At 71.8% G+C, this 11,792-nt stretch carries 11 protein-coding genes; 8 read left to right on the forward strand and 3 right to left on the reverse strand.

Annotated elements, in window-relative coordinates; translation table 11 throughout:
- Positions 1-13: 13 nt before the first annotated feature.
- The gene (locus tag ACPA54_RS14755; RefSeq protein ID WP_423529709.1) at positions 14-850 is read right to left on the reverse strand and encodes a phosphotransferase family protein; all 837 of its coding nucleotides are present in this window, start codon (positions 848-850) and stop codon (positions 14-16) included.
- A 306-nt stretch (positions 851-1,156) separates the two neighbouring features.
- Here ACPA54_RS14755 and ACPA54_RS14760 point away from each other — a divergent pair, with 306 nt between their 5' ends.
- Entirely contained in the window at positions 1,157-1,786 is a 630-nt protein-coding gene (locus tag ACPA54_RS14760) for a DUF4291 domain-containing protein (protein WP_423529711.1), read from the forward strand.
- Here the strand turns inward: ACPA54_RS14760 and ACPA54_RS14765 are convergent.
- On the reverse strand, positions 1,768-2,238 hold the full coding sequence (locus tag ACPA54_RS14765) for a hypothetical protein (protein WP_423529713.1): 471 nt from the start codon (positions 2,236-2,238) through the stop codon (positions 1,768-1,770). The genes ACPA54_RS14760 and ACPA54_RS14765 overlap by 19 nt on opposite strands.
- A gap of 1,256 nt (positions 2,239-3,494) precedes the next feature.
- Between ACPA54_RS14765 and ACPA54_RS14770 the strand changes: the two genes are divergently transcribed.
- The 6 genes from ACPA54_RS14770 (at position 3,495) to ACPA54_RS14795 (ending at position 9,422) form a co-directional block, all read left to right on the forward strand.
- Positions 3,495-4,676, forward strand: a complete 1,182-nt coding sequence (locus tag ACPA54_RS14770; protein ID WP_423529715.1) for an acyl-CoA dehydrogenase family protein — start codon at positions 3,495-3,497, stop codon at positions 4,674-4,676.
- On the forward strand, positions 4,673-5,659 hold the full coding sequence (locus tag ACPA54_RS14775; RefSeq protein ID WP_423529717.1) for an OB-fold domain-containing protein: 987 nt from the start codon (positions 4,673-4,675) through the stop codon (positions 5,657-5,659). The genes ACPA54_RS14770 and ACPA54_RS14775 overlap by 4 nt, the downstream gene beginning before the upstream one ends.
- Before the next feature lie 2 nt (positions 5,660-5,661).
- Positions 5,662-6,795 (forward strand): acyl-CoA dehydrogenase family protein, encoded by a 1,134-nt coding sequence (locus tag ACPA54_RS14780; protein WP_423529719.1) that lies wholly within the window; start codon positions 5,662-5,664, stop codon positions 6,793-6,795.
- Entirely contained in the window at positions 6,792-7,217 is a 426-nt protein-coding gene (locus tag ACPA54_RS14785; protein ID WP_345679541.1) for a MaoC family dehydratase, read from the forward strand. Before ACPA54_RS14780 ends, ACPA54_RS14785 begins: the two co-directional genes overlap by 4 nt.
- Complete coding sequence (locus ACPA54_RS14790) at positions 7,214-8,395, forward strand: lipid-transfer protein (protein ID WP_423529722.1); 1,182 nt, start codon at positions 7,214-7,216, stop codon at positions 8,393-8,395. The genes ACPA54_RS14785 and ACPA54_RS14790 overlap by 4 nt, the downstream gene beginning before the upstream one ends.
- A gap of 193 nt (positions 8,396-8,588) precedes the next feature.
- Positions 8,589-9,422 (forward strand): DUF1906 domain-containing protein, encoded by an 834-nt coding sequence (locus tag ACPA54_RS14795; RefSeq protein ID WP_423529724.1) that lies wholly within the window; start codon positions 8,589-8,591, stop codon positions 9,420-9,422.
- On the opposite strand, the gene ACPA54_RS14800 is transcribed toward ACPA54_RS14795, so the two are convergent.
- The gene (locus tag ACPA54_RS14800; protein ID WP_423529726.1) at positions 9,376-9,894 is read right to left on the reverse strand and encodes a hypothetical protein; all 519 of its coding nucleotides are present in this window, start codon (positions 9,892-9,894) and stop codon (positions 9,376-9,378) included. The two genes, ACPA54_RS14795 and ACPA54_RS14800, sit on opposite strands and share 47 nt — an antisense overlap.
- A 295-nt stretch (positions 9,895-10,189) precedes the next feature.
- Between ACPA54_RS14800 and ACPA54_RS14805 the strand changes: the two genes are divergently transcribed.
- Positions 10,190-11,761 carry an MDR family MFS transporter gene (locus ACPA54_RS14805; RefSeq protein WP_423529728.1) on the forward strand — a complete coding sequence of 524 codons (1,572 nt, stop codon included), beginning with the start codon at positions 10,190-10,192 and terminating at the stop codon, positions 11,759-11,761.
- The last annotated feature ends 31 nt before the right edge of the window (positions 11,762-11,792 follow it).

Raw genomic sequence — 11,792 nt, forward strand, 5'->3', positions numbered from 1 at the left:
CGTCCGGCCGCGGTCAGCGGCGCCGGATCGCCCCGGCCAGCGCCCGCACCCGCGCCGAGCAGCGGCGGGCGTCCTCCGGCCCGGCGAGTTCGCGCCAGGCCCGGGTGTGCGCGGTGGCCAGCGCGTCCGCCGCGGCTTCGGTGACCGCGTTCCAGCACGGTATTTGGCGGGCCCAGTTCTCCGCGTCGGCGGCGGTGTGGCCGTTCTCCATGAGGCGCAGCACGGTGTAGGCCACGTCGAGCCAGGCCGGGCCGCGCGTGGCGTACGCCCAGTCGACCAGGTAGGCGCGCTGCCCGTCGGCCAGCAGGTTGTGCGGGTTGAGATCGGTGTGCACGAGGGCGTCGCCGTCGAGCAGCGCGAGCGACGTGGTGTCCAGATAGGTCGCCCAGCGGTCGGCGGCCCGGGCCAGCGGCACGCCGGCGCCGGGCGGGGGCAGGTCGCCGAGGCGGCGCAGCGCGTCGGCGACCTGCGGCAGGTCACGGGAGCCGGGGGAGAAGTCGGCGTGGTCGGCGTCCACGAACTCGAACACCAGCACGTCCCACCCGCACCGGCGGATGTGCCGGACCAGGCGCGGCGACAGCCCGGTGACGTAGGGCGCGACCGACGCCTCGACGTGCTGCTGCGGGACGGCGGGATGCCCCGCGCGGACACCCTTGGCGAAATAGCTGCCGTGCGCGGTGCCGAGCGCGGCGGCGAAGTCGCAGCTGAAGCCCGCCCACACCGTCGCGGCATCGCCGACCCGGCCGACGGCGGCTTCCACACAGGCCCGGATCGGCGGTTCCAACTCCGCCCACGGCACCCGCGGCGCGGTGGCGAACCCCGCCGGCGGCGGCGGGACCCGGAGGGTCATGCGGCGTCGCCGTCACCCTCGGCGGGCGGTAGCGGAGGGACGGGGCGGAGCGGCGACATCGTCGTTCCGCACAGGCGGCAGCGCTTTTTTCCGCTCCAGTCGACCCAGTCGTGCGGCGGACACGGATCGGGCACGGCATCTCACCCCCTTGCGCGGCCGCGGCCTCGGCCTTCGTGGCAGGTCCCGGAAGACGGGTTTCGGCCATCCGGTTCGCCTCCGAGCATCGCCCGCGCACCGGGCGTGAGACAAGGGGCGCGCAAAACCGGTGGAATGCGCCGGGGGCGGGCCCCGAGACTGGGCGGCGCGATGAATGAAGCGAACACCTTCCCGTACCGCCAGATCCGGGCGCGGTACGGCGACGAGACGATCACCGTCTACCAGGCCTACAAACCGCAGATCGCGACGTACGCCGCCCGCGAAGGACGGTTCCCGGACACCTGGAGCCGGTCCCGGATGACCTGGGTCAAGCCCAGTTTCCTGTGGATGATGTACCGCTCCGGCTGGGCGACGAAGAAGCTGCAAGAGCACGTGCTGGCCTTGGAGATCACCCGCGCGGGCTTCGACGAGGCGCTCGCCGGCGCGTGCCTGAGCCACTACGACACGAGCGTGTACCCGGACCGGGACACGTGGGGACGGCGCCTGCATCGGACCACCGTGCGGATCCAGTGGGACCCGGAACGCGACCTGCACCTGCGGCCCTTGGAGCACCGCTCCCTGCAACTCGGCCTCGCCGGCCGGGCGACGCGGGACTATGCGGACGCGTGGCTGGTCGGTGTCACCGACGTGACGGACCTCGCGCACGAGATCCAGGGCCTCGTCCGTTCCCGCGACCTCGCCGCGGCGTCGGCGCTGCTGCCCGCGGAACGCCCCTACGAGTTGAGCGACGAGCTGGCCGCGACGATCGGCGCGACGCCCCGTCAGTCGCCTTCGGCGTGAGGGAACTGCGGCGGCTCGGTGGGCTTGGGCGGCACGACGGGCTGCCGCTGCCGCTGCCGCCGCTTCTGCTCGGCGAGCAGTGATTCGCCGAGCGGCACGAGGCTGATCAGCATCGCGAGGATCGTGAAGGTGAGGCAGAGCCAGGCACCGGCGGAGATTTCGAAGGTGCCGCCGACGGCGCGCACCGGGTTGCCGATCATGGCGTCGAGCGTGGTGATCACGATGATGATGACGAGCATGGCCGTGAACGCCGGTATCGCGGCGAACGCCAGCCGCGATGGCCGCCGAAGAACAAGTGCCCAGCCTGCCAACGCGACGACGGCGACCAGCATGATCACCAGGATGATCGGCGCGGCGGGCAGAACCTCCCGATTGAAGCCGTCCCAACTGACCGATTCGCCGCGGAACCGGCTCGTCTGCCAGTCGACGAACATCATCGCGACGGCCAGCACCCCGCAGAACATGACGGCGGCCGCGGGCCACTCGGTCCGCACATCGAACCGATCCGACGCGCGTTCCACCGGGACCCCGTACGAACCGGGCGGCCCCGGCGGAGGCGGAGGCACCGCGGGCCGCTCGACCCCGGCCGATCCGGCCATGCCCGCCCCGAGGGGCTCGGGCGCGGGCGGCGGGGGAGGCGCCCCGTCCCCGGGCGGGGTGGGCGGCGGATGCGGGGGAGGGGGCGGGGGCGCAGCACCGGCTTGGGAGGGCGCCGCGCCGGGCGCGGGAGCGCGCTCGTGGGGCGGCGCGCTTTCCGGCCGGGGCGGCTCTTCGCCGGGGGCGGGAGCCCGCTCGTGCTGCGGGGGCGCCATACCGGGCGCGGAGGGGCCGGTTTCCGGCGGTTCACCGGGCGCGGCCTCCTCGCCGGAAGGCCGCGCCGAAGACCCGTCGCCCGGATCGGCGCCCGCGGCCCGGGCCGCCTGTGCATGCCCGGCGCCCTTCGGGGCTCCGGCATCGCTCTCGTTGCCTTCCGGCCTGTCGGGCTCCGGCTGCTCACGAGACGCATCGAACCGTTCGCTGTCCATACAAACCACGCTAGGCCGCCCACCCCACCCACGCAGTCCGACCGAGCAGCGACGCGTGCGGCGCCCGGCGCTCAGGGTTGCCCCCGGACCGCTCGCGGCGTCTCCTCCGTGGGCCTGCCCAGTGGAGACCGGGTGCGCGACGGTCGACGCGGTCGGGGCGCGCTTCCGCGTCGTTCGCTTAACGGCGACGTGAGCGCTGGCACTGCGCGGCTGCGTGCGCGAGCCGCGCGCCGGGCCGACCCCGCAGGTGGTGCCGCGCCGGGTGCGTCCGCGCGGCAACCTGCGCGTCGGCAGCCCTCGCCCGCGGGCTGCCATCGCGGCGGCTTGGCCGCTACGCCTGCCCGCTTCCTGTGCGCCCACCCGCCCGATGTCCCGACTCCCGCGGCGGCTCCTCTCCTCTCTTCTCCTCTCTTCGCACCCCCTCGTCCCCTTTCGGCGTGATGTCCGACACCCGTCGGCATGGCCGATCGGCCCGGTCGGGGAGCCTCGCGGCGGGGCGGGGCTTGGCCGGTGGCCCGGTTGGTGGGCGGGGTGCCGGGCGGGGAGCGGGGGCGGGGGAGATGCTTGATATTGACAAGCTCTTGCGAGTGGGAGAAATTCGACTCTGCCAAGTACCCGCGTGGTGCGCGGGCTGCGAGGCCTCGCCGGGTCGCGCGGGCCGGGCCTAGTAAGGAGCCGATGACGTGCATCTCGCCCCAACACCTGCGCAGGACGCCCTGCGCGCCGAGCTGCGGGAGTATTTCGCCCGCCTGATCACCCCGGACGTCCGCCGCGCACTCGAAGCCGAAGGCGAGCAGGGCGGCGAGACGACCCGCCGCATCCGCCGTCAGCTGGGGGCGGACGGCTGGCTGGGCATCGGCTGGCCGGTCGAGTACGGGGGCCAGGGCAAGGGCCCGGAGATGCAGTTCATCTTCTTCGACGAGGCCTACCGCGCCGGTGCCCCGGTCTCCATGGTGACCCTCAACACCGTCGGCCCGACGCTGATCAAGTACGGCAGCGACGAGCAGAAGCAGTACTTCCTGCCGAAGATCCTGGCCGGCGAGATCATCTTCGCGATCGGCTACAGCGAGCCCTCCGCCGGCACCGACCTCGCGTCGCTGCAGACCAAGGCGGTCCGCGAGGGCGACGAGTGGGTCATCAACGGCCAGAAGATCTTCACCAGCACCGCGCAGGGCGCGGACTGGATCTGGCTGGCCTGCCGCACCGACACCGAGGCGCCCAAGCACAAGGGCATCACGATGATCCTGGTGCCCACGAACGACCCCGGTTTCGCGTGGACCCCGATCGTCACCGTCGGCGGCATGACCACGACGGCGACCTACTACGACAACATCCGCGTCCCGTACACGAACCTCGTGTACGAGGAGAACCGCGGCTGGAACCTCATCACCAACCAGCTCAACCACGAGCGCGTCGCGCTCGCCGCGCTGGGCATGCAGGCCGAGGACTTCTTCGACGAGGTCCTGGCCTGGGCCAAGGAGACCGAGGTCGAGGACGGCGTCCGCGTCATCGACCAGCCGTGGGTGCAGCTCAAGTTCGCGGAGACGTACGCCCGCCTGTCCGCGGTGCGCATGTTCAGCTGGCGGCTCGTCCACGACGTCGGCAACAACACGCTGAACGCCGGCGACGCCTCGGGCGTCAAGTTCTTCGGTACCGAGGGTGCGATCGAGGTGTACCGGAACCTCATGGAGATCGTCGGCCCCGACGCCCTGCTGCGGCCCGGCGCGCCGGGCGCGTTCAGCGACGGCTACCTGGAGGCCATGAACCGCCGGGCGCAGATCAATACGTTCGGCGGCGGCGTCAGCGAGGTCCAGCGCGAGATCGTCGCCATGGTGCGGCTCGGGATGACGAAGGTGAAGCGGTGACCACAGTAGAAGAGAAGGCCGACTTCCTCGCGCGGCTCAAGGAGTTCGAAGGCGTCCACGCCGAGTCCGGCATCCTCGGGCTCGACCCGGTCAACGGGCCGATGATCCGGCACTGGGCCGAGGCGATGGGCGACACCAACCCGGTCTACACCGACCCGGACTTCGCCAAGACCACGCACTTCGGCGAGGTCGTCGCGCCCGCGACGATGCTGCAGGTGTGGACGATGCGCGGCCTGGCCGGCGGCGCCCCGGGCGGCAGCGAAAGCCCCGTGCAGAAGCTGTACGACCTGATCCTGGACGCCGGCTTCGGCTCGGTCGTGGCGACCAACTGCGAGCAGGAGTACGTCCGCCCGCTCACCCTCGGCGAGTCGATCGAGTTCGACCAGCTCATCGAGACGGTGTCGGAGGAGAAGACGACCGGCCTCGGCGTCGGCCACTTCATCACCACGCTGATGAACATCTTCGTGCGCGGCGCGGAAGGCGAGCGCGAGCTGGTCGGCACGCACCGCTTCCGCATCCTGCGGTACCGCCCGCACCCGAAGAAGCCCGCCGCGGCCCCCGCCGCCGAGCGCCGCCCGCGCCCGCGCCGCGTCGTCAACCGCGACAACAAGGCGTTCTGGGACGGCATCGACGCCGGGCAGCTGCTGATCCAGCGCTGTACGAAGTGCGACACGCTGCGGCTGCCGTTCGGCCCGGGCTGCAACAACTGCGCGTCGCTGGAATGGGACACCGTCGAGTCGGCCGGCAACGGCACGATCTACTCGCACGTGACCATGCACTACCCCAAGTTCGAGGCGTTCGACATGCCGTACGCGGTCGCGCTCATCGAACTCGACGAGGGCGTCCGCACGCTGTCCAACATCGTCGGCATTCCGCACGACGAGGTGCGCATCGGCATGCGCGTCAAGCTGGAGTTCGTGGAGCACGACCCGGGTCTGAAGCTGCCGGTGTTCCGGCCGGTCGACGCGGCGCAGGAGGCCTGACCATGGACTTCAACCTCACCGAGGACCAGAAGGCGCTGGCCGGCCTGGCCGGCGAGATCTTCGAGGCGCGGTCCACGCACGACCGCATGAAGCAGCTCAAGGCGTCCGGGCTGGAGTTCGACGCCGACCTGTGGCGCCAGGTCGCCGACTCCGGCCTGGCCGGCGCGGTCATCGACGAGAAGCACGACGGCGGCGGCCTCGGCATGGTCGGCCTTGCGCTGCTCCTGGAGCAGCAGGGCCGGTTCACCGCGCAGGTGCCGCTGCTCGACACGCTCGTCTACGGCCTGCTGCCGCTGCTCCGGTTCGGCTCCGAGGACGCCATCGCGGCGGACCTGCCGGCGCTGCTGGACGGCTCGCGGATCGTCGCGGGTGCCATCGCGGAGACCGGCAACGGCCTGCCCGGCACCCCCAGGACGACCGCGCGCGAGGCGGACGGCGGCTACGTCCTGGACGGCGTCAAGCGCGCCGTGCCGTGGGCGCAGGTCGCCAACCGGATCCTGGTGACGGCGAACCTGGACGGCACGACCGCGGTGTTCGTGGTCGACCCGGCCGCCGACGGGGTCACCGTCGAGGCCGCGCCGACGACCGCTCCGTGGGCGTCCGGCAACGTGGTGCTCGCCGGTGCCGCGGCGCAGCCGGTCGGCGACGTGGCCGACGGCCCGGCCGCCGCGGCGTGGATCGTGGACCGGGCGCGGGTCGCGCTCGCCGCGCTCCAGGTCGGCGTGTGCGCGCAGGGCGTCACCCGCACCGTCGACTACGTGAAGACCCGCGAGCAGTTCGGCGTGCCGCTGTCCACCAAGCAGGGTGTGATGATGCGGGCCGCCGACGCTTACATGGACACCGAGGCCATCCGCGTCACGGCGCTGGAGGCCGCGTGGCGCATGGACCAGGGCGAGGCGGCGACCGAGCAGGCGCTGGTCGCGCGCTGGTGGGCGTCCGAGGGCGGCAAGCGCGTCGTGCACGCGTGCCAGCACCTGCACGGCGGCATGGGGTCGGATATCGACCACCCCATCCACCGGCACTTCCTGTGGGGGCGTCAGATCGATGCGACGCTCGGCACCGGAATCCAGCAACTGGCCACGCTCGGTGCACTGTTCGCGAGCGGCGCGGGGAATTCCAAGGGAGTAGGGGCATGACCAACCTGACGAGCCGGACGTACGACGAGGTCAACGTCGGCGACGAACTGCCCGAGCTGGTCGTCCCGCTGACCCGCACGTTCATCACCGCGACGGCGATCGCCACGCGCGACTACCAGGACGTCCACCACGACCCGGGCCTCGCGCAGGCCAAGGGCTCGCCGGACATCTTCATGAACATCCTGACCAGCAACGGCCTCGTGGGCCGCATGGTCACCGACTGGGGCGGTCCGGAGACCGAGCTGCGCAAGGTCGCCATCCGCCTCGGTGCTCCGAACTACCCGGGCGACACGATGACGATCACCGGCAAGGTCACCGCGAAGGCCGACGGCCTGGTCGAGGTGTCCGTGGTCGGGGCGAACAAGCTCGGCAACCACGTGACGGGGACTGTGACCGTCGCGCTCCCGGGAGGGCAGGCATGAGCCTCAAGCACGCGGACAACCTCAAGGGCAAAGCGGCGATCGCCGGTATCGGGGCGACCGAGTTCTCCAAGGAATCCGGCCGGTCCGAGCTGCGGCTGGCCGCCGAGGCGGTCGGCGCGGCGCTCGACGACGCGGGCCTGAAGCCGTCGGACGTCGACGGCCTGGTGACCTTCACGATGGACACCAACCCGGAGATCTCCGTCGCGCAGGCGTGCGGCATCGGCGACCTGTCGTTCTTCAGCCGGGTGAACTTCGGCGGCGGCGCGGCGTGCGGCACCGTCGCGCACGCGGCGATGGCGGTCGCCACCGGCGTGGCCGACGTGGTGGTCTGCTACCGCGCGTTCAACGAGCGGTCGGGCCGCCGGTTCGGCTCGGGCGTGCTGGAGCGCGAGCCCAGCGCCGAGGGTGTGGCGATCGGCTGGAACATGCCGTACGGCCTGCTCACCCCCGCGTCGTGGGTCGCCATGTTCGCGCAGCGCTACCTGCACGTGTACGGCGCCACCACCGAGGCGTTCGGCCACGTCGCGATCGCGGACCGGGCGCACGCCGCGACCAACCCGGCGGCGTACTTCTACGGCAAACCGATCACCATGGAAGACCACCAGAACGCGCGCCGCATCGTCGAGCCGCTCGGTCTGCTGGACTGCTGCCAGGAGACCGACGGCGCCCAGGCGATCGTCGTGGTCAGCTCGGAGCGCGCGAAGGACCTGCGGCAGTCGCCCGCCGTCATCACCGCGGCGGCGCAGGGCGCGGGCCGCAACCAGGAGATGATGACCTCCTTCTACCGCGACGGGATGACCGGTCTCGCGGAGATGCAGGTCGTCGCCAAGCAGCTGTGGCAGACGTCCGGGCTCACCCCGGACGACATCCAGACGGCGGTGCTGTACGACCACTTCACGCCGTTCGTGCTGATGCAGCTGGAGGAGTTCGGCTTCTGCGGCCGCGGCGAGGCGCCGGGGTTCGTGGCCGACAACAACCTCATGCTGGGCGGCAAGCTGCCGACGAACACGCACGGCGGCCAGCTGGGCGAGGCGTACCTGCACGGCATGAACGGCATCGCCGAGGGTGTCCGGCAGATCCGCGGCGCGTCGGTGAACCAGGTCGAGGACGTGCACAACGTGCTGGTCACGGCCGGCACCGGTGTGCCGACGTCCGGGCTGATCCTCAGCCAGGCCTGATCCGGGACCGCCCCGGGACGCGCCCGCGGGCGGGACCGGCGGCGGGACCGGCGGAGCAGGGCATTGCGGGCGCCGGAGGCGAACAGCCTCCGGCGCCCGCGTCGTTCCCCCGGACGGCCCAACAGGCGGGCCGGCCCGGCGTGTTGCTGATGATTTGTCGCTTTTCGTGAGCGGCCGGTCGCAAGGTGGTGGGGTGCGTCCTCACTTCCGTGCCGGAATTGCCGGTCTCGTCGTCCTCGCCCTGGTCGGCTTCGCCGTTCCGTCCGCCGCTGCGGCGTCCGGCGAGCCCAAGCCCGCATCTGCCGCGTCCGCCCCCAAGGCATCGGTGATGCGGTCCGTCGCCGCTCCGGGGTTCGACACCTGCGAAGCGCCGTCCGTCGCCGCGATGGACGCGTGGCGCGCGTCGCCGTACAAGGCGGTCGGGATCTACGTCGGCGGCGCCAACCGGGCGTGCGCGAACGCCGGCCTGACCCAGGACTGGGTGCGCCAGGTGCACGCGCAAGGCTGGGACTTCCTGCCGGTCTACGTCGGCGCCCAGGCGTCCTGCACGGCTTCGACGAAGGCGGTGCGCATCGACCCGGCCCGGTCGTGGGACATGGGCCGGGAGGACGCCGACGACGCGGTCGACCGCGCCGCCGCGCTGGGTCTCAAGGAAGGCAGCGCGCTGTACTTCGACATGGAGGCGTACGACAACCGCAACGCCGACTGCAGTCGCGACGTGCTGAACTTCGTGTCCGCGTGGACCCTCCGGGTGCACGAACGCGGCTACGTCGCGGGCTACTACAGCAGCCTCGACTCCGGCATCGAGGATGTGCTCAAGGCGGACGGCACCCGGCTGCTGCCCGACGCGCTCTGGTACGCCCGCTGGGACGACCGGGCCGTCACCTCGGGCGACGGTGCCATCCCGGACGGCGCCTGGCTGGGCCGCCGCGTGCACCAGTACGCCGGCAACGTGAAGGAGACCTACGGCGGGGTGGCGATCACCATCGACCGGAACGAGCTGGCGGGGCCGGTGGCAGTGCTCTGACCGCGGGCCGCAGCGCCTCCGGCCCGGCGGGCAGGGCGCCGCGTTCCGGTGCGGCGGCCGCGGCGATCTCCGCCGGCCGGGCGGGCGGCTCGCGGAATCCGGCCCAGGGCTCGCGGGCGTCGCGCGGCGCGGGCAGGTAGTCGACCGGCATTCGCGGGGTCGGGATGCTGCGGCTCATGTCGCCTACGAGCAGCGCGAGTTCGGTGGCCAGGTCGACGGCGTGCCGGTCGCCGGGGTGCTCGCGTATCCACCAGCACATGATCTGCACGATTGGGCCGGCCGCGTCGGGGTGCCCGAGGATCGCGCTCCGGGCGGCGACCGGGCGCGGCGGGTGCGCGTGGCCGATGCGGAACCACGTGCCGTCGCGGAATCCCAGAGCGGGATGGCCGAGTGCGTCGGGGAGGACGACGTCGAAGGCGGCCAGGGGCGGCTCGGGGGGAGACGCGAAAGGGGGAGTGTGCGTCGCGTACATGCCGCTCATCCTCGTTGCTGCCGTACGGGGGCATTAGCCCGAACGGTCGAATTGGCACAGTTTTTCACTCGTTCGTAGGCATTGCCGTGACCTCCACGACGCGAGTCCCGTCACACCCCTCCCGGGGATCTTGATTCCGGTTGCTTGCCACAACTAACGCCGCTACCTTTAGTTGCACGAAACAATGATGGGGTGGAGCATGCGCGTCTCGGCGAGTGACACAACGTCAGAAAGACCTGCCGGCACGGAAACTCCCGTGGCCGGCGAGTTCACGCACCGTCAGATCATGCGTGTGATGAGCGTGTTGCTCGTCTCGCTGTTCGTGGCCTGTATATCCGGCACGGTCATCAGCACGGCCCTGCCCACGATCGTCGGCGACCTCGGCGGGCAGAACCAGCTCGCCTGGGTGGCGAGCGCGGGCCTGCTCACCACCACGGCCTCGACGCCGCTGTGGGGCAAGCTGTCCGACCTGTACGGCCGCAAGCGACTGTTCCGCATCGCGCTGATCGTCTTCGCGCTCTCCTCGGCACTCGCCGGCTTCTCGCAGAGCATGAGCCAGCTCATCGCCGCCCGCGCCGCCCAGGGCGTCGGCGTCGGCGGCATCACCGCGATGACCCAGGCGATCATGGCCGACGTCACCACGCCGCGCACCCGCGGCCGCTACTCCGGCTGGATCGGCTCGGCGTTCGGCGTCGCGACCGTCGCGGGCCCCCTCATCGGCGGCTTCCTCGTCGGCTCCGACGCGCTCGGCTGGCGCTGGTGCTTCTACGTCGGCATCCCGTTCGCGGTCGCCGCGCTCGTCATGGTCGAGCGCGTGCTGAAGCTCCCGCACGTCCGCCGCGAAGCGCACGTCGACTACCTCGGGGCGGCGCTGATCACCGGCGCGGTCACCTCGATCCTGCTGGCGCTGTCGCTCGGCGGGCAGAAGTGGGCGTGGAACTCCGCGACCACCTACACGCTCGTGCTGCTCGCGGTGGCCCTCGGCGGCGGCGCGGTGTGGCAGGAACGCCGTGCGGTCCAGCCGATCCTGCCGCCGCACCTGTTCCGCAGCCGGACCTTCAAGCTCGCCGGCACCGGCTCGTTCTTCGTCGGCTTCGCGATGTTCGGCGCGATGATCTACCTGCCGCAGTACCTGCAGATCGTGCGCGGCATGAGCCCGACCCGCTCCGGCCTGATGACCCTCCCGATGGTGCTCGGCATGCTCGGCGCATCCGTCACCTCCGGCCGCCTGATCACGCAGTTCGGCCGCTGGAAGGCCTTCCCGATGATCGGCCTGCCGATGATCGCGCTCGGCATGTTCCTGCTGTCCTCGCTGCACCGCGGCACGCCGCTCGCACTCGCCGGGCTCTACATGCTCGTCCTCGGCGTCGGCTTGGGCCTGTCGTCGCAGGTCCTCGTGCTGGCCATCCAGAACGACGCGAACAAGGACGACATCGGCATCGCCACCTCCGCCGCGTCGTTCTTCCGCTCGATGGGCGGCGCCGTCGGCGTGGCCGTCCTCGGCGCGATCCTCAGCAACCGGCTCGCCGCGGACATCCCGAACCTGATGAAGGAACGCCACGTCGCGCCGCCGCCCGGCACCGACGTCGGCCACCTGCTGGGCAGCCCGTCCGCCATCCACGCCCTGGACGCCCCGCTGCGCGGCGCCGTCCTGGACGGTTTCCTGGAAGGCCTGCACACCGTCTTCCTGATCGCCACGCCGGTGACGCTGCTCGGCTTCCTCGCGGTGCTCGCCATCCGCGAGACCGCCCTGCGCGGCAAGGACGACCCCGAAGACGGGCCCGCGGAGGTCCTCGAAGCCCGCGAACCCCGCGAACCGGCCGCCACTTCGGCGACGGACCTGGAAAAGGCCGCCACCCGGGGCTGACAAGCCGCGATATGCCCAGCAGAATCCTGGG

The sequence above is a fragment of the Uniformispora flossi genome, assembly GCF_049534875.1.
Lineage (GTDB): Bacteria > Actinomycetota > Actinomycetes > Streptomycetales > Streptomycetaceae > Yinghuangia > Yinghuangia aomiensis.

Excerpts from the sequence above, each read along its gene's own strand:
- ACPA54_RS14755 (WP_423529709.1), bottom strand. The coding sequence starts at position 850 with ATGACCCTCCGGGTCCCGCCGCCGCCGGCGGGGTTCGCCACCGCGCCG.
- ACPA54_RS14760 (WP_423529711.1), top strand. The coding sequence starts at position 1,157 with ATGAATGAAGCGAACACCTTCCCGTACCGCCAGATCCGGGCGCGGTAC.
- ACPA54_RS14780 (WP_423529719.1), top strand. The coding sequence starts at position 5,662 with ATGGACTTCAACCTCACCGAGGACCAGAAGGCGCTGGCCGGCCTGGCC.
- ACPA54_RS14785 (WP_345679541.1), top strand. The coding sequence starts at position 6,792 with ATGACCAACCTGACGAGCCGGACGTACGACGAGGTCAACGTCGGCGAC.
- ACPA54_RS14790 (WP_423529722.1), top strand. The coding sequence starts at position 7,214 with ATGAGCCTCAAGCACGCGGACAACCTCAAGGGCAAAGCGGCGATCGCC.
- ACPA54_RS14800 (WP_423529726.1), bottom strand. The coding sequence starts at position 9,894 with ATGTACGCGACGCACACTCCCCCTTTCGCGTCTCCCCCCGAGCCGCCC.
- ACPA54_RS14805 (WP_423529728.1), top strand. The coding sequence starts at position 10,190 with ATGAGCGTGTTGCTCGTCTCGCTGTTCGTGGCCTGTATATCCGGCACG.